This window comes from Sulfitobacter sp. W002, assembly GCF_025142135.1.
GTDB lineage: Bacteria > Pseudomonadota > Alphaproteobacteria > Rhodobacterales > Rhodobacteraceae > Sulfitobacter > Sulfitobacter profundi.
On the sequence record NZ_CP081126.1, the window covers coordinates 3,328,176 to 3,348,877 of the forward strand.

The 20,702-nt window shown below is 60.3% G+C and carries 18 protein-coding genes; 11 read left to right on the forward strand and 7 right to left on the reverse strand.

Features of this window, described 5'->3' with window-relative positions; translation table 11 throughout:
• Window positions 1-63 precede the first annotated feature (63 nt).
• The 3 genes from K3758_RS16545 to K3758_RS16555 all read left to right on the forward strand — a co-directional run bounded on the left by K3758_RS16545 (window position 64) and on the right by K3758_RS16555 (window position 5,439).
• Window positions 64-3,264, forward strand: a complete 3,201-nt coding sequence (locus K3758_RS16545) for a CHASE domain-containing protein (protein ID WP_259946613.1) — start codon at window positions 64-66, stop codon at window positions 3,262-3,264.
• 138 nt (window positions 3,265-3,402) lie between these two features.
• Window positions 3,403-5,055 carry an ATP-binding protein gene (locus K3758_RS16550; RefSeq protein ID WP_259946614.1) on the forward strand — a complete coding sequence of 551 codons (1,653 nt, stop codon included), beginning with the start codon at window positions 3,403-3,405 and terminating at the stop codon, window positions 5,053-5,055.
• A gap of 12 nt (window positions 5,056-5,067) precedes the next feature.
• Window positions 5,068-5,439 carry a response regulator gene (locus K3758_RS16555; protein ID WP_067622348.1) on the forward strand — a complete coding sequence of 124 codons (372 nt, stop codon included), beginning with the start codon at window positions 5,068-5,070 and terminating at the stop codon, window positions 5,437-5,439.
• 91 nt (window positions 5,440-5,530) lie between these two features.
• Here K3758_RS16555 and K3758_RS16560 read toward each other — a convergent pair whose 3' ends face one another.
• From K3758_RS16560 to K3758_RS16580, 5 genes are all read right to left on the reverse strand, one after another.
• Entirely contained in the window at window positions 5,531-5,890 is a 360-nt protein-coding gene (locus tag K3758_RS16560) for an Hpt domain-containing protein (RefSeq protein WP_067940935.1), read from the reverse strand.
• The gene (locus tag K3758_RS16565) at window positions 5,887-6,858 is read right to left on the reverse strand and encodes a PleD family two-component system response regulator (protein WP_259946617.1); all 972 of its coding nucleotides are present in this window, start codon (window positions 6,856-6,858) and stop codon (window positions 5,887-5,889) included. The genes K3758_RS16560 and K3758_RS16565 overlap by 4 nt, the downstream gene beginning before the upstream one ends.
• 286 nt (window positions 6,859-7,144) lie before the next feature.
• The gene (locus K3758_RS16570) at window positions 7,145-8,515 is read right to left on the reverse strand and encodes an aspartate aminotransferase family protein (RefSeq protein ID WP_132443896.1); all 1,371 of its coding nucleotides are present in this window, start codon (window positions 8,513-8,515) and stop codon (window positions 7,145-7,147) included.
• A gap of 47 nt (window positions 8,516-8,562) precedes the next feature.
• A complete protein-coding gene (locus tag K3758_RS16575) occupies window positions 8,563-10,047 on the reverse strand; it encodes an NAD-dependent succinate-semialdehyde dehydrogenase (RefSeq protein ID WP_259946618.1) in 1,485 nt (494 codons plus the stop codon).
• A gap of 128 nt (window positions 10,048-10,175) precedes the next feature.
• Window positions 10,176-10,709 (reverse strand): Lrp/AsnC family transcriptional regulator, encoded by a 534-nt coding sequence (locus K3758_RS16580; RefSeq protein WP_240791552.1) that lies wholly within the window; start codon window positions 10,707-10,709, stop codon window positions 10,176-10,178.
• Between the two features lie 22 nt (window positions 10,710-10,731).
• On the opposite strand from K3758_RS16580, the gene K3758_RS16585 reads away from it, so the two are divergent.
• From K3758_RS16585 to doeB, 8 genes are all read left to right on the forward strand, one after another.
• Complete coding sequence (locus K3758_RS16585; protein ID WP_259946619.1) at window positions 10,732-12,114, forward strand: PLP-dependent aminotransferase family protein; 1,383 nt, start codon at window positions 10,732-10,734, stop codon at window positions 12,112-12,114.
• A 131-nt stretch (window positions 12,115-12,245) separates the two neighbouring features.
• Window positions 12,246-13,256, forward strand: coding sequence for a TRAP transporter substrate-binding protein DctP (dctP, locus tag K3758_RS16590; protein ID WP_259946620.1), 1,011 nt, complete (start codon window positions 12,246-12,248; stop codon window positions 13,254-13,256).
• A 76-nt stretch (window positions 13,257-13,332) separates the two neighbouring features.
• On the forward strand, window positions 13,333-13,971 hold the full coding sequence (locus tag K3758_RS16595; RefSeq protein ID WP_206054276.1) for a TRAP transporter small permease: 639 nt from the start codon (window positions 13,333-13,335) through the stop codon (window positions 13,969-13,971).
• Window positions 13,972-13,974: 3 nt separating this feature from the next.
• On the forward strand, window positions 13,975-15,261 hold the full coding sequence (locus tag K3758_RS16600; protein ID WP_259946621.1) for a TRAP transporter large permease: 1,287 nt from the start codon (window positions 13,975-13,977) through the stop codon (window positions 15,259-15,261).
• 12 nt (window positions 15,262-15,273) lie between these two features.
• Window positions 15,274-15,714, forward strand: coding sequence for a universal stress protein (locus tag K3758_RS16605; RefSeq protein WP_132443899.1), 441 nt, complete (start codon window positions 15,274-15,276; stop codon window positions 15,712-15,714).
• A gap of 17 nt (window positions 15,715-15,731) precedes the next feature.
• A complete protein-coding gene (locus K3758_RS16610) occupies window positions 15,732-16,523 on the forward strand; it encodes an aspartate/glutamate racemase family protein (protein ID WP_259946622.1) in 792 nt (263 codons plus the stop codon).
• Between the two features lie 60 nt (window positions 16,524-16,583).
• Complete coding sequence (gene doeA / locus K3758_RS16615; protein WP_067938832.1) at window positions 16,584-17,765, forward strand: ectoine hydrolase DoeA; 1,182 nt, start codon at window positions 16,584-16,586, stop codon at window positions 17,763-17,765.
• Window positions 17,762-18,751, forward strand: coding sequence for a N(2)-acetyl-L-2,4-diaminobutanoate deacetylase DoeB (doeB, locus tag K3758_RS16620; protein WP_259946624.1), 990 nt, complete (start codon window positions 17,762-17,764; stop codon window positions 18,749-18,751). Before doeA ends, doeB begins: the two co-directional genes overlap by 4 nt.
• 15 nt (window positions 18,752-18,766) lie before the next feature.
• Here doeB and K3758_RS16625 read toward each other — a convergent pair whose 3' ends face one another.
• Both K3758_RS16625 and K3758_RS16630 read right to left on the reverse strand, forming a co-directional pair.
• Entirely contained in the window at window positions 18,767-19,726 is a 960-nt protein-coding gene (locus K3758_RS16625; RefSeq protein ID WP_259946626.1) for an ABC transporter ATP-binding protein, read from the reverse strand.
• Entirely contained in the window at window positions 19,723-20,700 is a 978-nt protein-coding gene (locus K3758_RS16630) for an ABC transporter ATP-binding protein (protein ID WP_259946628.1), read from the reverse strand. Before K3758_RS16630 ends, K3758_RS16625 begins: the two co-directional genes overlap by 4 nt.
• Window positions 20,701-20,702: the final 2 nt, after the last annotated feature.

The window sequence follows — 20,702 nt, forward strand, 5'->3', positions numbered from 1 at the left end:
AGGTTTTGCCTTGGGGTTGAAATTTCGCTGCCTTCTGGTGGCCAGAACTAAGGGCTATGATGAGTGCGGCGACCCGAATTTATACTGTTTCTCGGATGTCTCGCCATCACCTTTGGGGTGTTTCTTTATAGCAATCGCAGCAATGATCTCGCCACCGAAAGGGCCTTTGACCGGATCGCCGAGGAAAGCCTGCAAAGCCTCGACGCGCGGATGCACACCTATTTGCAAAGCCTCAACGGCATCGCCGCCTTTATGAACGCCTCTGACGAAGTGACCGCCAGCGATTTCGCGCATTACGTCGATACGCTGGAGATTGACACCTTCCTGCCCGGCATCAACGGCATCGGCTTTGTCGCCCCGGTCGCCCGAGGGACCGAAGAGGATTTCATCGAAGAGGTAACCGCCCTCGGGATAGAAGATTTCCGGATCCACCCCAACACCGGCAACGCCGAGAAGATGGTGATCCAATATATCTACCCCCAAGGGCCGAATGCAGAGGCCGTGGGCCTTGATATCAGCTTTAACGAGGACCGCCGCCGCGCGGCCCTGCGGGCCCGCGAGACCAGAGAGCCGCAACTGACACCGCGCATTCTGCTGGTGCAGGACAAATCCCGTCAGCCCGGTTTTCTGTTGCTGCGTCCAGTCTATGCCGCCGGCAACCGTCCGGCGCAGGATACGGCAGGCTTTATCGGTTGGGTCTATGCGCCCTTTGTCGGTGCAAACCTGCTGAACGCGCTGACCCCGGCTCAGGGGGAGGCCTATAATATCAAAGTCTTCGATGGGCTGACCACCGCCCCGGAGAACCGGATTTTCGACAGCACGCCCGAAGGTGTCGAAAGCGGGCATCACAGCATTACCCAAACGATCGAACGCTTTGGGCGCCCTTGGACCGTGGTCCATGTCAGCACGATCAGTTTCGACAGGGCAACGCACAGCGCCGTGCCGGAGATCCTGTTGATTTCCGGCATATTGCTGGCGATCCTTTTCTTCGTCTCCTTCCGCAGCCTGCGCCAGCGCAGCGCGGCCCTAAGCGAGCTTGCCGTGCTGCGCGAACGCCAGATCGACGCCCATGAAGAGGAAAACCGCGCCGTCATCGATAACGCTGTGACGCCTGTATTCCTGCTCGACAGCGAGGACCGCGTGCTTTTCGCCAACCAAGCGGCGCTGGTCTGCTTTGGCTATGGGCATGAGGCGCTCAAGGGGATGGATTTCCGCAATCTCGTCACCGATTTGATCGAAGACCATGACCACGAGCAGGTCAACGCGGCAGGCAAGACCTGCTTTGGCCAAGACCTGAAGCTTGATCTACAACGCAACAGCTGGACCACCTACACCGGCGAGCGGCGCGTGACGGCCATCGTGCGCGATCTGACCTCGGAACTTGCGGTGCAGGATGAACTGGCGAAGAACAAAGCGCTCTATGACCTCGCCCTCGAAGGCGCGCAAATCGGCGTTTTTGACATCGACCTGCGCACCGGGAAATCCGAGGTGTCCGACACATGGCGGCGCATTCTGGGGATGGCCGATTTCGAGCGGCTGACCGATCCGCAGGCGGAATTCCTCAAGCGGGTCCATACCGAAGACCTGCCGCTGCTGACCCAGACCGATCAGGCCTGCATCTCAGGCCAGCAACAACGTTCCGTCACCGAATACCGGCTCAAGATTGGCACCGGGGAATGGCGCTGGATGCGCTCGGACGCGGTGGTCACCGAACGCGATGAAAACGGCACTGCCTTGCGGATGGTCGGCACCCAAACCGATGTGACCGACATCGTCCATGCCCGCAATGCGCTTGAAACCAGCGAGCGGCGGTTTCGGCAGGTGCTGGCAGCGGCCCCAGTCGGCATGGCGATCCTGGGCGAAGGGGGCGTGTTCAATAGCGTCAACAGCGCGCTTTGCACCCTCTGCGGCTATAGCGAAGAGGAACTTCTGTCGAATACCAAACTGGGCGATCTGATGCCCGAGGGCGATTTGCAAAAGCTCTATGGTGAGGTGCGCGGGCTCGTCGATTCGCGCAGTTCACAGAACTATCAGGCCGAATACCGCATCACCCATAAGCTGGGCTATGAACGCTGGGGCCTGTTCAACGTCTCGTGGACCTTTGACAAGAACACGCGCGGCTATGTCTTTATCGTTCAGATCAACGACATCACCGACCAAAAGAAGCTTGAGCAGATCAAGAGCGAGTTCGTCTCGACCGTCAGCCATGAGCTGCGCACGCCGCTGACCTCGATCAAAGGGGCCTTGGGTCTGATCGACACCACGGACAACAGCCGCTTCCTCCCGGCGCATATCCGGCTGATCGACATCGCGCGCAGCAATGCCGACCGGCTGTCGCATATCGTGAACGATATTCTGGACCTCGAAAAGATTTCGTCGGGCGAGGTGCAGTTCGATTTCCACGATGTCGATCTGAACAAGGTGATCAACGACTCGGTCAACGAAATGTCGCCCTTCGCGATCACTCATAACAACACCTTGGGCGTGCAACTGCCCGACAAACCGCTGACGGTTCGGGTGGATGAAAGCCGCACGCGGCAGGTGCTGGCCAATCTGATCTCAAACGCCTGTAAATATTCCGATGCCGAGAGTGAGGTGCAAATTCGCGCCGAGCGGCTGGGGGACCGAGCGATTGTCTTTATCCAGAACACCGGCCCCGGCGTGCCGGAAAACTTCCGCCCGCGCATCTTTCAGGCGTTCTCTCAGGCTGATGGGTCCGACACCCGCGCCAAGGGCGGCACCGGGCTGGGGCTCAACATCACCCGGCAGATCATCAAACGTCAGGGCGGCACCATCGGATTTGAAAGCATCCCGAAGGGCGTCACCGTCTTTTGGTTCACCTGCCCCATCGCCGAGGCCGAAACCGTGCAATCGCCCGCCGCGCCCGACGCGGAAATCGGGGAGCGGGACAGGAAGCTGCGCGTGCTGCATATCGAAGACGATATCGACTTTGCGGAGGTGATCCGCACCGGATTGGACAGCGTGGCAGAGGTGACCAATGTCACCAACCTCGCTCAAGCGCAGAAGTTGATCGGCCAAGGAGAGCTTGATGTGGTGATCCTTGATTGGTCCCTGCCTGACGGCGATGCCCGCTCTTTGCTGGAGGACATCATCCGTCTGCATCCAGAGGCCAAGATCATCAGCCTATCCGCCGACAACAACCGAGAGCCCGATCCCCGCGTCGGGATCAACCTTGTCAAATCACGGAGCGGGATCAGCTCGGTGGTCAACTCAATTACGGGAACAACCGCACGCGCATCTTAACCTGTCGCGTCTTAGCGAAGTGACGCTAAAGTGCGACATGCCATATTATTGCCAATATGCTCTGGCATTTTGATTAAATTACAACGCACATGTCATGCTATAGTTCGAGCATGTCCGCTTCGGGGCGAGGAATTACGAGTGTCGTCAAAGCCATTTACCAAGCGTACCGCCGCCACATTTTTTCTGGGCACTGTCATTTCCGGCAGTTGGTACACCGCAACCTCCGCGCTTTTCGCGGGTCAAACGGGGGAGGTTATCCCCGTCGTCGGCGCGATCATTCTGGCGGGGCTAACGCCCTTCGCCGCGAACGCGCTCCAGTCAAGCCCTGAGAGGGGTACTGATAGTTCCGATATGGAACAAAGGCTTAGGGCATTTGATAGCCACGCCATTGTGAATATCGTCGATACCGGCGGAATGCTGGAACAGGTTAACGACCGTTTCATCGAACTGACGGGCTATACCCGCGATCAGTTGATCGGCCAGCCTGTGTCGATGCTTTACCAAGATGAGTTTCGCGAACTTCTGGCAGAAATCCGGGCCACCTTGATGGCCGGCAAGACATGGCAGGGAGAGACCCCGCTGCGCTGCGCCGATGGTCGGGTGATACAGACGCAATGCACCGTGATGCCCCTTTTCGACAAGAAAGGGGCTTGGGCCGGATCGATCTCAGCCCGTACCGATGTGACCCACGCCAAAGAGCTTCTGGCCGAACGCGACACGGCGGAAACGCTTTATGAACTGCGCGATGACATTTGGATCGTGGATGCCGAGACCGAGCGTTTCAGCTATATGAACCGCGTCGCCATGAGCCGAAGCGGCTGGTCTACCGACACCTATACCGAACAAACGCTCGAAACCTTGGCAGAGAAAAGCGACAATCCAGCCCTTCTTGATGCCTGCCGGGATCTAAAAAAGTCGGGCAAGGCGATAACGCAGTTCGACACGCAACTGTTTGGCAATCATTTCCAAGTCACGATCAAACTTCTGCCCACCGGCGGCGCGGCGGGGCGGTTCCTGGTCATGTTGCACGACGTTTCGGATATCATCAGCGAAGAGCGGATGAAGTCGGAATTCATCTCTATGGTCAGCCATGAACTGCGCTCGCCCCTGACCTCGATCAAGGGCTCCATGGGGCTGCTTTTGTCGCGGGCGGCGGGTGAATTGCCGAGCAAAGCGCGGGCGTTGCTAGAAATCTCCCACCGCAATGCCGACCGGCTTGTGCTGATCATCAATGACATCCTCGATCTGGAAAAGATCGCGAACGGGCGGCTGGAGTTCAACCTCGAAGAGGTTGATATCGCAGAACTTCTGCACGAGACCAGCGCCGCGAACGCCTCGCTTGAACAGCGCCACGGCGTGCGCATTCAAGTGGAAGGCACGGATGACCTGAACAAAGTGACCACAGATCCGAACCGGGTCATTCAGGTGCTGACGAACTTCTTATCCAATGCGTCCAAATTCTCCAAACCCGGAGAGCGCGTTACCATTCGCGCCGAAGAGAATGAGAACGAATTGCGCATCTCTGTGGCGGACCGCGGCCCGGGCATTCCGGCCTCTGAGCAGCACAAGGTGTTCCAGCGGTTTGCCGATCTGTCCAACTCCAACCGGGCCGACAATGGCGGCACCGGGCTGGGCCTCAGTGTTTGCAAAGCCATCGTCGAGAATCTTGGCGGTAAAATAGGTTTTGACAGCCGCGAGGGATTTGGTACGACATTTTACTTTACCCTGCCGAAGAAAAATTCTCAGGTAGCGGCAGAGGAACCGGCCGCGTTGCTGCGCGAAGCCTCCTAGAGAGAGTATGGAATGATCAAACTGCTGCACGTCGAGGATGACGCCGATATTCGTGAAATCGCGCTGATGGCGCTTGAGCTAAGCGGCGATTTCGACGTCGTCCAATGCGAGACCGGGGAAGCGGCGCTGAACCAGGTTCAGTCCTATACGCCCGATGTGATCCTGCTCGATATGATGATGCCCGGCATGACCGGTCGCCAGACCCTTGAGAAGATGCGCGAAATGGATAGCCTGCGCGACGTGCCAGCGATCTTCATGACCGCTCGCGCCCAGCATAACGAGATCGAAGAGCTGCGCGATCTGGGGGCCGCTGACGTGATCAGCAAACCCTTCGACCCCATCGCTCTCGCGGATCAGGTCAAGGCGGCGATGCAGGCCAACTAGGCCAGCGGTCACTTGGCCTGCCCTATGGGGCAGCTTCTAGATAAATTGTCTGAATGACTTGGGGCCGGGGCAAACCACGGCCGCCGCGCCCCTAGGCTTGGGCGTCGATTTGCTGCCGGCAATGCGCGACGAAACCATCCAGTTCCGAGATGATCTCGATCGGGCAATCCGCGCGTTCAGCGCGAGGTCCGGCGAGATGCTCGACGATTTGGGTTTCGCACTGACGCGCCAGCCGGCCAAGCTCTTCAAAGCCGAGCGACCCGGCGCTGCCTGCGATCTGGTGCAGAATGGCCTGCGCGCTGGCCAGATTGCCTTTGATCTCATCCACGGTCGTCCCGTCCCAAGCGGCCAAGCCATGGGTTGCGATCAGCGTCTGGCGCTCGTCCAGCATTTCGACAAAGCGCTTGCGAATGCGCTCTATGCCGGGAAGTTCAGCTAACATTTTAGTCATGCCTGTTGATCATTCTGCCAAAAGTCATTGAGCGATTTCGTATGTGCCTCACTGGCGGCTTCTGCGCTTGCATGAGCCTGCGCCAGCGCATCCATGACGGAATTGCCGCTCTTCCAGATCAGCCGCACGGCCTCCCCCGCGCTGACACGCGGGTGAACACGTTCGCCATTATTGTCGAACAATTCGGTTTGAGACAACTCCAAGTTAACCGCATCCATCAAACCGCCCATATTCGGACGCCATCCGCTTTCCGTAACGCACACGAAAGTGCCATTGCCCGCGTAGGACATGAGCACCTGATGGTCGACAAGCGTATCAGACAGGATCTCGGCCACATCGGACACAAGGCTATAAAACTCAAATGAGGTCATCGTCGCGTGGAAGGCGTCAACCTCGCGGATGGTAAAGGCAAAGGCGGTGGAGCCGAAAAGCGCGCTGCGTGACAGCTGTGCGACGTAGTTTTCCATCGCGGTGTAGTCGATCACATTGTCCACGTCGTAGATCGGGACCGGCTCGAACAATTCCATATGGGTGGCCTGATCGGCGATGGTCTTGGCGGCGAAAATCTTCTTGGTCCGCTGCTGACGCTCTTTCACCATGCCTTCGACCAGCCCGATGCGTGATTTCAGCTCGGCAATCTCAAAAGGCTTGGTCACATAGTCGGTGGCCCCGGCGGCAAAAGCCGCGTCGATATAGCGTTTGTCGGACATCGCGGTGAGCATCAAGATTGGCGTATCGGCATGGCGCGCCGAGTTGCGAATGTGCTGCGCCAGTTCGATCCCGTCCATGCTCGGCATCTGAATATCAAGCATGAAGCAATCAATCGGACCGAGGTCGGGATCACCCAACATATCGACCGCATGCAGTGCAGATGGGGCGGTCGTCAGATCATGCGCACCGATAATCTCTACAAATTGCCCAAGCAATTCGAGGATAATCGGATCGTCATCCACCGCCAGAATTCTCATCACATCTCTCCACAGATCAAAATCTTTGGGCCCCAAACTGGACGGACCGCTGCTTTGTCCTAATTTCTCTGGGAACTGTGGCCTAATTTTGACGAATTCTTAGTAAATAGGCGACAAACCGGGGCACTGTTTCCATATCGGGGGAATTTGACCCGAAAAGCGGCCATCTTTACCGCATTTTCATTTTTGATCGGACGACTCGCCACTTCGCGTCCAAGAGTGATTCCCCTCAACGCAAACGGCCCGACGTTTCCGCCGGGCCGCTCTATCCTCATCCCCTTGGGTCTTAGCCCAAGCTTGCCTTGATCGCCTCGGCGGTGGCGCCCACGACCTTATCCGCTTCTTCGCGGGTCAGGCAGAAGGGCGGCGCAAAGCCGATGATGTCGCCTTGGGGCATGGCGCGGGCAATGACCCCGGCCTTGAGCATATCGCCGACGATGGTCGGCACCACTTTGCGCGCCGGATCAAACTGCGTGCGGCCATCGCGGTCTTCGACCAATTCCACGGCGCAGAGCATCCCTTCGCCGCGAATATCGCCCACTTTGGGGTGATCGCCCAACGCCGCCTTCATCTGCGCATTGAGATACCCCCCCACGTCCGAGGCATTCTCAATCAGTTTCAGATCGTCGATCAGCTTGAGGTTCGCGATCCCGGCAGCGGCGCCGATGGGGTGCGCCGAATAGGTCCAGCCGTGGCCGATGGGGCCGTTTTCATCGGTGCCCTGCTCCAGCACCTTCCACATTTTGTCACCCACGATCGAACCCGAAAGCGGCGCGTAGGCCGAGGTCAGACCCTTGGCGATGGTGATCAGGTCCGGCTTCATGCCGTAGTGATCCGAGCCGAACATGCTGCCCAGACGGCCAAAGCCGGTAACGACTTCATCCGCGACCAGCAGGATGTCGTGTTTGTTCAGCACTTCCTGCACGGCGGCCCAATAGCCTTCGGGCGGCGGCACGATGCCCCCGGTGCCCAGAACCGGCTCACCGATGAAGGCGGCGATGGTGTCGGCGCCCTCGCGTTCGATCAGCGCTTCCAATTCGCCCACCAGATGCGCGGTGAACTCTGCTTCGCTCATGTTGGCGTCGGGGCGGCGGTAGTAATAGGGCGCGTCGGTGTGCACCACCTGTGCCAGCGGCAGGTCGAACTTCTTGTGAAACAGCTCCAATCCGGTCAGCGAGCCCGTCACCAGACCCGACCCGTGATAGCCACGCCAGCGCGAGATGATCTTTTTCTTCTCAGGACGGCCAAGGATGTTGTTGTAATACCAGATCAGCTTGACGTTGGTCTCATTCGCGTCCGAGCCACCAAGGCCAAAATAAACCTTGCTCATGCCTTCGGGCGCGCGGTCGAGGATCATTTTGGACAGGGTGATGCTCGCCTCGGTGCCGTGGCCGACGTAGGAGTGGTAATAGGCCAGTTCATGTGCCTGCTCGGCAATCGCCTCGGCGATCTCTGTCCGGCCATAGCCCACGTTCACGCAATAGAGGCCGGCAAAAGCGTCGAGCATCTGGTTGCCGTCGCGGTCGGTGATATGGCTGCCTTTGGCGGTCTTGATCACACGGGTCGGGCTTTCGCCGCGCGCGTGCTGCGCCAGATGGGTGGAGGGGTGAAAGAAATTTTCACGGTCCCATTGTTCGAGCATATCGTTCTTCAGCATTGGTCTTTCCTTTCTTCCGACGCGCCTTTGCGCCGTATCTTCACATCTCAGGCCCAGTCACGGCAGACGTATTTCACTTCCGTAAAGGCTTCGAGCCCCAGCCGCGACCCTTCGCGTCCGATGCCCGATTGTTTCGTGCCGCCAAAGGGGATCGGCGCGCCGGTCACCTTGGTGCGGTTCACCGCCACCATGCCGAAACACAGCGCCCGGCTGGCGCGGTAGATGCGGCGTGGGTCTTGGCTGTGGACATAGGCCACCAACCCGTACTCCGTGTCATTGGCCCGTGTGATCGCTTCATCCTCACTGCCGAAGGCCGCGATGGCGGCCACGGGGCCAAAGGTTTCCTCACGCATGATCAGCGCGTCCGCAGGCACATCGGCCAACACCGTCGGTTCAAAGAACAGCGGCCCCGCCGCGTGACGTTTGCCACCACAAAGCAGCCGCGCCCCACGGTCAAGCGCATCTTTGACGTGCTCTTCTTGTTTGGCGACGGCTTTCTCGTTCATCAACGGCCCGATGTCGGGATCATCCGCGCCGACGCCCACGGTCAGCGCCTGCGTCGCTGCGGTGAATCGCGCGCAGAAGGTCGCATAGCTGTCGCGGGCAATAAAGAAGCGGTTGGCACCGAGGCAGTCTTGACCAGAGGTGGCGAACTTGGCCTTGATCGCCTCTTCGACCGCGCGGTCCATATCGGCATCATCGAACATGATGAAAGGCGCATGGCCGCCGAGTTCGAGCACCAAGCGTTTCACACTGTCGGATGCCTGACGATACAGCAGCTTGCCGATCTCGGTAGACCCGGTGAAAGAGATTGCCCGCACGCGGTTGTCCTCCATCCAGGGCTTCACGATTTCCGGCGCTTCGCCAGTGACGACGTTGAACACGCCTTTGGGCAGCCCCGCCTGCTCGCCCAATTCGGCCAGTGCCAGCGCCGAGAATGGCGTCTCTGCCGACGGGTGCGCCACCACGGTGCAGCCCGCCGCCAGCGCGGCACCTGCCTTGCGGGTCAGCATGGCGGAGGGGAAGTTCCACGGTGTGATCAGTGCGGCCACGCCCACCGGCTCGCGCCAGATTTCCACCTCGGCATCCGGCAGATGCGAGGTGACGCCTTCGATGTTGGGGCGGCGCGCCTCTTCGGAATAGAACTCAAAGAAGGACGCGGCATAGTCGATCTCGCCACGGGATTCCGAGATGGGTTTGCCCTGTTCGGCGGTCATAATCCGCGCCAAATCCTCGCGATTTTCCAACATCAGATCGCGCCAGCGGCGCAGGATGGCACCACGCTCTTGCGGCAACAGCCCGGCCCAATGGGGAAAGGCGGCATGGGCGGCATCCACCGCGGCGCGGCTGTCATCGGCGTTAAGCTTGGCAACCGACCCCAAGACCGCACCGCTTGCCGGGTCAGTCACCTTGAAGTCATCGCTCTGCGCGCCAGCGACCCATGCGCCGCCGACATAGGCGAAATGGCGGGCCAGCTCGCCCCGCGTCAGCGCGGGCAGACCATCGGCAGGGGTTGGGATCATCTTGGTCATCGGGCACCTCCTTGGGATGAATTGCCCCGAAGGTAACGCAGGATGTGGCGCGGGATTGACCGAATATCACACCATCGGCAGGAGGTTTTGCGGCGCAGCACCCTGCCCGCCGCAAAAACTACGGCGGCTCAGCTTTCGTCTTCGGGCAAGAGCAGCGACAGCGGCAGCGGCGCCGATTTGACCGATTTGGTGACCACATAGGTGAAATAGCGCGTCAGCCCGGCCTGCTGATCCAGCAGCGCATCCATCAGACGTTGGTAGCTGTCGATGTCGCGGGTGACGACCTGTAGCAGATAGTCAAAGCCGCCGCCCAAGGCCCAGCACTGCACAATCTCATCATGCTGCGCGATCACGGCCTCGAACCGCTGAAACGCCTCGGCCCGGTGGTTGCCCAGTTCGGCCTGCACAAAGACGGTGACATGCGGGGCAATGCGGCGCAGGGCGACATGAGCCTGATAGCCGGTGATGATGCCCGCAGACTCCAACCGCGCCAGCCGTTCGCCGCAGGCGGTGGGACTAAGATTAACCTTGTCGGCAAGCGCAGATTTGGCGATGCGCCCCTCGCGAGAGAGGATCGACAGCACCGCGATATCGCGTTTATCCAGTTTAACAAAGCTCATGCCAGTTTCATGCGAGCGCAGGTCAGACTTGTCAATTGTCATGATTGTGGTGATCATCCTGATCATGACAAAATGGCGCCCAGACCCCGGATCCCTGACCCGACCTGCCTACCGTTCACTCGTTCAGACGATTGAAACGGCGATTCAGAATGGTGTGCTCAAACCCGGAGACCGGATGCCGACGCAGCGGCAACTGGCGTTCGATCTGTCGCTTAGCGTGCAAACCGTCAGCCGCGCCTATGACAAGCTGGTCGAGGCGGGCAAGATCGTCGGAGAGGTGGGGCGCGGCACTTTCGTCCGCGCGGCGAGCGATGATATCTCCATGCCCTTCGTCAGCCGCAAGGCTGCCGGGCGGTTGCTGGATATGTCGATCCTGAAACCCGTGCTGGATCACGCCCATGAGGAGGCGATGCAAAAGACGCTACGCGCGATGGCACGCTCCCTGCCCCGCGCGATGATGGGCGGGTTTCGCCAAGACCTCCGCGCCGGTGACAGCAGCAGCGCAGTGCGGCGCTGGCTCTCGCTTTGTGGGTTGGATCTGCAGGGGATGGCGGTGATCCCCACCAATGGCAGCACCAGCGCGATGACCGTGGCGATGATGACGGCGGCCCAACCCGGCGATCTGATCGTCAGCGAAGACATCGGCCATCACACCCTGCGCCCCCTCGCCCGTTTTTTAGGCATCCGCCTGCAAGGAGTGAGCGTCGACGCGGGCGGCATCTGCCCCGAGGCGCTGGAGCGGGTCTGTGCGAAAGAGCCTGTCAAAGCCGTCTACCTGATCCCGAATGGTGCCAACCCGTTGGCCTTTACCATGACCGAAAGCCGCCGCGCTGCGGTGATCGAGGTGGCACGACGCCATGATCTGCTGATCATCGAGAACCAGTCATGGGGGCCGCTGCAAGACGCGCCGCCACCGCCGATGGCAGCCATGGCGCCAGAACGGGTGCTCTATTTCACCAGCCTCACCAAATGCCTGATGCCGGGGTTGCGGGTCGGATATCTGGTGGTGCCGGACCACCTTGGGGCCTCGGCGGCCAACCGGCATATGGTGACCAGTTGGATGGCCACCAATATGATGACCGAGATCGCCGGGCGCTGGATCGAGGAAGGCACCGCCCAAACCCTGCTCAACCGTCAGCAACTGGCCCTGCGCGACCGCGCCGATTTCGCCGCCAACGTCTTTCGCGGGCTCGACATGCGCACCAGTCCAAACGGGCTGCATCTTTGGTTGCCCTGTCGTGACATCTACGAAGAGGCTGAACTGGTCAAATCCATCCGCGAGAGCGGCGTCGCCGTGGCCAATGGAGCCAGTTTCGCCATCGGCCCGCCAGACCGCCACCCCGGCCTGCGTATCGCCGTCGGGGGGCAATCCTTTCCCGAATTTGCCCGCGGGATTCGCATGATCGATGCAAGATTACGCAACAGGGGTAGGACGGAAGGACTGTGAGAGCGGCTCAAATTGTCATGGATCAATATTCACATTGACATGATTGAGATCGGTTTAAATGATCTAACAGTCAGGACATTAGTTTCGCTGCGGCCTTTGTGCTGCGCGGGCAATAAATGAAAGGGAGTAACATGGCTATTTTCAAGACCGTAATCACCGGGGGTATCCTCGCAGCCGTGACGAGTGTCGCAGGCGCGGCCTCTGCCGAAACATGGCGCTATGCCTTCGAAGAAGCGCTCGACGAAGTGCAGGGTAAATACGCCCAGAAATTCAAAGAAGAAGTCGAAGCGAACTCCGACCACGAAGTTCAGCTTTTCCCATACGGCACCTTGGGTGAATCCGTCGACACGATGGAACAGGCGCAGGCCGGCATCCTGCAGTTCGTCGACCAGTCGCCCGGCTTTACCGGCGCGTTGATCCCCGAGGCGCAGGTCTTCTTCGTGCCTTACCTGCTGCCGCAGGACGGTGAGCAACTCAACGAGTTCTTCCGCACTTCCAAGGCCATCAACGAGATGTTCCCAGAGCTCTATGCAGAGCAAGGTCTGGAACTGCTCAAGATGTTCCCCGAAGGCGAGGTCTGCATGACCACGCAAGAGCCGGTCAAAACGCCCGAAGACCTCAATGAGGTCAAGTTCCGCGTGATGACCAACCCGCTCTTGGTGGAAAGCTACAAAGCCTTCGGCGCCACGCCAACACCGCTGCCATGGGGCGAAGTCTATGGCGCGATGCAGACCGGCATCATCCAAGGCCAAGAAAACCCCGGCTTCTACCTGGAATCCACCAAGATGTATGAGGTGACAGACGTCATCACCTGCATCGGCCACAACAACTTTACCACTGCTGTGATGGCCAACAAGGATTTCTATGACGGTCTGTCCGATGAGGACAAAGAGGTTGTGGAAAACGCATCCGACGCGGCGTTCGAATATATCCTCGAATACCAGTCCGGCCTGCAGGAAAAGTCGCTGGAAAACATCGCAGCGGCGAAGCCTGACATGCAGATCAACATCCTGTCCGAAGAAGAGCGCCAGCCCTTCAAAGACAAGGCTGCATCGGTCGAAGAAGCCTTTATCGAGATGACAGGCGACAGCGGCAAGGAAATCCTTGAGCAATTCAAGGCTGACCTCGAAGCCGTGAAGTAAACGCATCCTTTCACCCTCCGGCACTGTCCGGGGGGTGACCTTATTTTGACGCGATCCATTTTGAACCATTCACGGGATGACGCCGGTGACGGAAGACAACCACAGTTCGCAACTGCAATCGCAGACAGACACCACCGGCACTGATGACGCCCCCGTTGGCACCTACAAATCCACCCTACCCGGCCCTTTGGGCACAATCGACAACGCGATCAGCTGGCTTGAGTCTGTGATGCTCGCCGCTGGTGTTTTGTTGATGGCCGCCAATACGATTGCCAATGTGGTGGGCCGTTTCGTCTTTCAAAGCTCGATCTTCTTTTCCGAAGAATTGAACAGCATTCTGATCATTCTCATCACTTTCGCGGGCATTTCCTATGCCGCGCGGCACGGGCGGCATATCCGCATGTCAGCGATTTTCGACGCCCTGCCCCCGCGCCCCCGCAAGGTGCTGATGATCTTTATCGCCTTCGTCACCGCCGTCTTCATGTTCGGCCTCGCGTGGTATGCGCTGCAATATATCATGACCCAAGCCGGGCGTGGCCGCCTGCTGCCCGCGCTGCAAGTGCCGGTCTGGTGGACGCTGGTCTGGGTGCCCTTCGGCTTCTTCATGACCGGGCTGCAATACCTGCTGACCGCCATCAAAAACATTATCGAGCCTGACATTTACCTGTCGACCAGCGTGCTGGAAGGCTACGACGACAACGAGCGGGAGGTCTAAGCGATGGGCACTACCATTTTCTCCATCATGGTCGTCCTGCTGCTGCTGGGCTTTCCCATGATGATCCCGCTGATCGTCGGCGCGTTTGTCGGTTTTTACTCTCTCTTCGGCGGTTTCGGCCAGCTAGAGACGATGGTGCAACAAATGATGGCGGGCGTCCGGCCCGCTTCGCTAATCGCCGTGCCGATGTTCATCTTTGCCGCCGATATCATGACGCGCGGCCAGTCCGCCGGGCGGCTGATCGACATGGTGATGTCCTTCGTGGGACACATGAAGGGCGGGCTTGCGGTTGCCACGGCTGCGGCCTGTACCATGTTCGGCGCGGTCTCAGGCTCTACGCAGGCCACAGTGGTTGCGGTGGGCTCCCCCCTGCGGCCCCGGATGCTCAAAGCAGGCTACAAAGACAGTTTCGTGCTGGCGCTGATCGTGAACTCGTCCGACATCGCGTTTCTGATCCCGCCCTCCATCGGGATGATCATCTACGGCGTCGTCTCCAACACCTCAATTGCCGAACTGTTCATCGCGGGCATTGGGCCGGGGCTGCTGATCCTCGCGCTGTTTTCGGTCTATTCGGTGATATACGCCTACCGCCACAACGTCCCCACCGAAGAGAAAGCCACATGGGGCGAGCGTGCCCGCGCGGTACAACAAGCGCTTTGGCCGCTGGGGTTTCCGGCGATCATCATCGGCGGCATCTACGGCGGCGTCTTCTCTCCGACCGAAGCGGCGGCGGCCTGCGTGCTCTATGCCATCTTCCTTGAGATGATCGTCTTTCGTGAGATCGACTTTGCTGGCATCTATGAGACGGCGAAATCCACCGGGCTGATCACCGCCGTGGTCTTCATCCTTGTCGCGGCAGGCGCGGCCTTCTCTTGGGTGATCTCTTTTGCGCAAATCCCGCAGGCGGTTTTGGCGGGCATCGGGATCGACAGCATGGGGCCGATTGGCGTGCTCTTTGTGATCTCCATCGCCTTCTTCATCGGCTGTATGTTCGTGGACCCGATCGTGGTGATCCTCGTCTTCGTGCCGATCTTTGCACCGGTGGTCGACTCGGTTGGCCTTGACCCGGTGCTGGTCGGGACGGTCATCACTTTGCAGGTCGCCATCGGTTCGGCCACGCCGCCCTTTGGCTGTGATATCTTCACCGCCATCGCGGTCTTCAAACGGCCCTATATGGAGGTTATCCGCGGCACCCCGCCCTTCATCGTCATGCTGCTCAGCGTGTCTGTCGCGTTGATTTTCTTCCCACAGATTGCCCTGTTCCTGCGCGATCTGGCCTTTTCGAAATAAGAGGAGAGCGTCATGTTCACCCATATCCTCGCCCCCTATGACGGCTCGGTGAATGCCGACCGCGCGCTAATGAAGGCGGCAGAGATGGCCAATCTGACCGGGGCGAAGGTGACGCTGCTGACGATCTACCGCCATCATTCGATGCTGGAGGCGTCGCTCTCGATGGTGCGGGTGAATGATCCGGGCAATATCGACGATGCGATGCAGGCCCATGCGACCGAGATCATCAGCCACGGCAAACAGTTGATGAAAGACGCGGGCGTCGAGAATGTGCGCGCTTTCGTGCGCTCGGGCCGACCGGCGCGGGCGGTGACCGAATTCGCCAAGAAACATGATGCCGACCTTATCGTCATCGGCTCGCGCGGGTTGGGCGCGACGGGCGATAGCTATCTGCTCGGATCGGTGTCACACAAAGTCACGGGGCTTGCGAAATGCCCCGTGCTTGTCGTCTAGATCAAAGGAATATTCAGGTGACACCCCCTGTGCAAAGCGAAACGCTTGAGTGCCGTTTGCGTGAAGATGACCCCGTGCGCCTTGGTGCGATGCTGCTGTCGACCGACATGACCTTTGAGCGTGACGCGGCGCGGCTGATCGACTCCGCGCAGGCCGCATTGCATGTGGCGCGCATCGCGTTTGAGAACCCCACCACCCCCGAACGCCTGCGCGCCATGACCCCCGATATGGCCCGCACCGCGGCGCTGCTGGTGCCGGGGATCAAGCTTTCGGCCATCGCCTTTTGCTGCACCTCGGCCTCTGTCGCCATCGGCAATCCTGCGGTGCGTGAAGCCATCGGCGAAGGGCTCCCCGGCGTGCCGGTCATCACCCCCGCCTCTGCCGCCATCGCGGGCTTTGCAGCACTTGGCGTGAAACGTGTGGCAATGCTCACCCCCTATCTGCCGGAAACCGCCGCCCCCCTCGCCGCCTATTTCGAGGAACAGGGCCTACAGGTCATGCGCAACGGCGCCTTCGGGCTGGAAGACGACCGCGATATGGCGCGGATCGACGACGAAAGCATCATTAACGGCGCCAAAGCACTGGACGGACCAGAAGTAGAGGCATTTTTCCTCTCCTGCACGTCTTTGCGCGGTGTCGACGTAATCGACCGGATCGAAGCCGCTTTGGGCAAACCGGTCGTGACCTCCAACCAAGCGCTGTGCTGGGCATTGCAACGAATGGGCGGGCTGTCGGGCCGCCCCGATGGCTATGGCCGTCTGTTCGACTGCGACATGCCAAGCGCCCATGCACAGGGCATCATTCCGTGATCCCGGCCCCTCTGGCCGGATCACAATATTCGGGTAACCAGACATGAAAGGGGCTGGCCTATGACCACGTATGAGGCGAATTTTACAAACAGCGAGTACCAGCGCCGGGTCGACCGAACGCGCAAGACCATGGCCGCGCGCAACATGGATGCGATCGTGGTCAGCGACCCGTCGAACATGTCTTGGCTGTCGGGCTATGACGGTTGGTCGTTCTACGTCTACCAAGCGGTGATCGTGACACATGAAGGCGAGCCGGTCTGGTGGGGCCGCGGCATGGACGCGCTTGGCGCACGGCGGACCGTCTTCATGGAGGATGACTGCATCCGCGGTTACGATGACAGCTACGTCCAGAACCCAGAAAAGCACCCGATGGAAGACCTCTCTGCCCTTCTAAGCGAGATGGGGTTAGAGAACGCGCGCATCGGCGTGGAGATGGACAACTACTATTACTCCGCCCGCGCCCATGACACGCTCAAGACCAAATTGCCCAAGGCGACCTTTATGGATGCCACGGCGCTGGTGAACTGGGAACGCGCCGTGAAATCCGAGCGCGAGATCGAATACATGGAACGCGCCGCCCGCATCGTTGAGGAAATGCACGTCCGCATCCTCGAAGTCGCCGTGCCCGGCATGCGCAAGAACGATCTGGTGGCCGAGATCTATGCCACCGGTATTCGCGGCGCGCAGGGGTTCTGGGGAGACTACCCCGCCATCGTGCCCATGGCCCCTTCGGGCATGGACGCCACTGCCCCGCACCTCACGTGGGACGACCGCCCGATGCAGCCCAATGAGGCCACCTTCTTCGAGATCGCGGGCGCGCATCGGCGCTATCAATGCCCGCAGTCGCGCACGCTGTTCTTTGGCGATGTCCCGCAAAAATACCGCGACGCAGAAAGCGCCGTACTGGATGCCATCGACGCAGGGCTCGAACAGGCCAAACCCGGCAACAAGGCCGAGGATATCGCCAACGCTTTCAACAAAACGCTCAACAAGGCGGGGTTTGAGAAAGACAGCCGCTGCGGCTATGCCATCGGCATCAGCTATCCCCCCGACTGGGGCGAGCGCACGATCTCTTTCCGTCGCGGCGACACGACGATCCTAGAGCCGGGCATGACCTTCCACTTTATGCCCGCGCTCTGGCTCGACGACGGCGGGCTAGAGATCACCGAGCCGATTCGCATCACCGAGACCGGCCATGAATGTTTCTGCACCACACCGCGAAAGTTGTTTGTTTCCGCATGACCAGCAATCCCATCACCCCGACCATCCCCCTCGACAAACCCGGCGCGCATCACGGGTTTCTCCGCCTACCCTACAGCCGCGATGACAGCGCCTGGGGCTCTGTCATGGTGCCGATCACCGTCATCAATGGCGGCGACGGCCCCACGGCGCTGCTAACAGGCGGCAACCACGGCGATGAATACGAAGGGCCGATTGCCCTGCAGGAACTGGCCGCCACGCTGGATCCGGCAGAGGTCACGGGCCGCGTCATCATCCTACCGATGATGAACCAACCCGCATTTGCCGCTGGCCGCCGCTGTTCGCCCATCGATGGCGGCAATATGAACCGCAGCTTTCCGGGCAGCCCCGGCGGCACGGTGACCCAGAAGATCGCGCATTACATCGCGACCGAACTGGTGCCACTGGCCGATATCGTGCTGGATTACCACTCAGGCGGGCGCACGCTGGATTTCCTGCCCTTCGCGGCCGCGCATATCTTGCCCGACAAGAAACAAGAGGCCGCCTGCATGGCCGCGATGGAGGCGTTCAACGCGCCCTATTCGATGAAGATGCTGGAGATCGACAGTCGCGGCATGTTCGACACGGAAGTGGAGGAACAGGGCAAGGTCTTTGTCACCACCGAGCTCGGCGGCGCGGGAACCTCCACTGCCAAGAGCGTTGCCGTGGCCCGCAAAGGCGCACGCAATCTGTTGATCCATGCAGGGATTTTGGCTGGTGAGCCCGAGATGGCAGAGACCGTGATGCTCGACATGCCCGATGGGCGCTGCTTCACCTTTAGCGAGACGAATGCGCTGCTAGAACCGCTGGTCGATCTGGGGGATGAGGTGACCGAAGGCCAGCCGATTGCGCGGCTCTGGCCGAGTGACCGCAGCGGTCAGTCTGCAAGCACCGCCCATGCGCAGCTTGGCGGCATCCTGACCGCACGGCATGTGCCGGGACTGGTCAAGATGGGCGATTGCATTGGCGTGGTGGCGCAGGTGGTCTGACCCACCTGCAACGCCTCACTCGTCGACGGGGAAGTAGCAGGCTGCCGGATGCGGTGCGCCCTCAAGCACGGGCCGCTCTTTCCGGCAGACATCCTGCACCTTCCAGCAGCGCGGGGCAAAGGGGCAGCCCTCGGGGATCGCCAGCGGCGAGGGCAATTCGCCCTGTAGCTTGATCCGCTCCTTGCCGCCTTCGGGGTCGGCGCGGGGCGTCGCGGAGAGCAGCGCCGCCGTATAGGGATGGCGCGGGTTCTCAAAGACTTCGTCCTTCGGCCCCTTCTCAACCGCGCGGCCCAGATACATGACGATCACATCGTCAGCCACATGGCGCACGACCGAAAGGTCATGGCTGATGAAGAGATAGGCCAGCTGCATCTTTTCCTGAAGGTCCACCAACAAGTTCAGGATGGCCGACTGGATCGACAGGTCCAAAGCCGAGACCGGCTCATCCAGCACCAGCACCTTCGGGTCCAGCATCAAGGCCCGCGCCACTGCGATCCGCTGGCGCTGACCGCCCGAGAACATATGCGGGTAGCGGTCGTAATGCTCAGGCCGCAGCCCGACGAGGCGCAGCATCTCGCGCGCCTTTTCCTCGCGCTGCTTCTTGGACATGTCCTTGCGGTTGATCACCAGCGGCTCTTGCAGGATCGTGCCGATCTGCTGGCGCGGGTTAAGCGAGCCGTAGGGGTCTTGAAACACGATCTGAACATGCTGGCGCAGGTCGGCCCAATCCTCGGGCCGGACCGCTTTGCCGTCAAGCGTCAGCGAGCCTGCGGTCGGCTCTTCGATCATCGTGACCATGCGTGCCAGCGTGGACTTGCCACAGCCGCTTTCGCCCACAACGGCCAGCGTCTTGCCGGGGTGCAGTTGGAAATCGAGGCCCGCGACGGCCTTGAGCGTCTGGGTCTTGCGCAGGAAGCCGCCACCAACCTGATAGTGACGCTCCAGCGCGTCGGCGGTCATTACGGGGGCAGTCATGACGCGACCCTTTCATCGGTATTCAGCGGATAGAAACAACGGGCCTTGCCCAGTTCCTCGCTCAAGGGGGGCGGGTTCTGGTTGCGGCATTTGTCGTTGGCGAACTTGCAGCGCGGGGAGAACAGGCACCCGGCAGGCCGGTCGAACTGGCCCGGCACCACGCCGGGGATCGTCGGCAGGCGTTTCTCAGTCGCGCGTTCGGGCAGCGCATCCAAGAGCGCCGCCGTATAAGGGTGGTGCGGCTCGCGGAAGAGCGGCAGCACCTGCTGCTCCTCGATCTTCTGACCGGCATATTGCACGCTGACGCGCTCGGCGGTTTCGGCCACCACGCCCATATCGTGGGTGATCAGCACCAGCCCCATGCCCGTCTCTTCGCGCAGCGAGGTCAGCAGGTCGAGGATCTGCGCCTGAATGGTCACGTCGAGCGCGGTCGTCGGCTCATCCGCGATCAGCAGCTTGGGTTTGCAGGCAATCGCCATGGCGATCATCACGCGCTGGTTCATCCCGCCCGACATCTGGTGCGGAAAGACCGACAGGCGCTTTTCCGGGTCCGGAATACCGACCTGCTCAAACAGCTCGATGGCGCGTTTGTGCCGTTCGGCGCGGTTCAGGCCAAGGTGGAAGCGCAGGGATTCTTTGATCTGCCAGCCCACTGGGAAGCAGGGGTTGAGCGAGGACATCGGCTCTTGAAAGATCATCGCCAGATCATTGCCGACAATCTTGCGCCGGGCGCGGCGGTCCATTTTCAGCAGATCGTGACCATCGAAGGTCAGCTCATCGGCGGTGACAGTCGCCGTCCAAGGCAGCAGGCCCATGAGCGCCAGCATCGACACCGACTTGCCCGAGCCACTTTCGCCGACGATGGCGAGGATTTCGCCGGTGTCGACATCTTGGTCAACCGAGTCCACGGCGCGGAACTTGCCTGACGCAGTGGCAAAATCGACCGATAGGTTGCGGATACGCAGAAGAGACATCA

What these genes read in the sequence shown, in the direction of transcription:
- K3758_RS16555 (WP_067622348.1), top strand. Translation starts at nt 5,068, where the DNA reads ATGATCAAACTGCTGCACGTCGAGGATGACGCCGATATTCGTGAAATC.
- K3758_RS16560 (WP_067940935.1), bottom strand. Translation starts at nt 5,890, where the DNA reads ATGACTAAAATGTTAGCTGAACTTCCCGGCATAGAGCGCATTCGCAAG.
- K3758_RS16565 (WP_259946617.1), bottom strand. Translation starts at nt 6,858, where the DNA reads ATGAGAATTCTGGCGGTGGATGACGATCCGATTATCCTCGAATTGCTT.
- K3758_RS16570 (WP_132443896.1), bottom strand. Translation starts at nt 8,515, where the DNA reads ATGCTGAAGAACGATATGCTCGAACAATGGGACCGTGAAAATTTCTTT.
- K3758_RS16575 (WP_259946618.1), bottom strand. Translation starts at nt 10,047, where the DNA reads ATGACCAAGATGATCCCAACCCCTGCCGATGGTCTGCCCGCGCTGACG.
- K3758_RS16580 (WP_240791552.1), bottom strand. Translation starts at nt 10,709, where the DNA reads ATGACAATTGACAAGTCTGACCTGCGCTCGCATGAAACTGGCATGAGC.
- K3758_RS16585 (WP_259946619.1), top strand. Translation starts at nt 10,732, where the DNA reads ATGACAAAATGGCGCCCAGACCCCGGATCCCTGACCCGACCTGCCTAC.
- dctP (WP_259946620.1), top strand. Translation starts at nt 12,246, where the DNA reads ATGGCTATTTTCAAGACCGTAATCACCGGGGGTATCCTCGCAGCCGTG.
- K3758_RS16595 (WP_206054276.1), top strand. Translation starts at nt 13,333, where the DNA reads ATGACGCCGGTGACGGAAGACAACCACAGTTCGCAACTGCAATCGCAG.
- K3758_RS16600 (WP_259946621.1), top strand. Translation starts at nt 13,975, where the DNA reads ATGGGCACTACCATTTTCTCCATCATGGTCGTCCTGCTGCTGCTGGGC.
- K3758_RS16605 (WP_132443899.1), top strand. Translation starts at nt 15,274, where the DNA reads ATGTTCACCCATATCCTCGCCCCCTATGACGGCTCGGTGAATGCCGAC.
- doeA (WP_067938832.1), top strand. Translation starts at nt 16,584, where the DNA reads ATGACCACGTATGAGGCGAATTTTACAAACAGCGAGTACCAGCGCCGG.
- doeB (WP_259946624.1), top strand. Translation starts at nt 17,762, where the DNA reads ATGACCAGCAATCCCATCACCCCGACCATCCCCCTCGACAAACCCGGC.
- K3758_RS16625 (WP_259946626.1), bottom strand. Translation starts at nt 19,726, where the DNA reads ATGACTGCCCCCGTAATGACCGCCGACGCGCTGGAGCGTCACTATCAG.
- K3758_RS16630 (WP_259946628.1), bottom strand. Translation starts at nt 20,700, where the DNA reads ATGTCTCTTCTGCGTATCCGCAACCTATCGGTCGATTTTGCCACTGCG.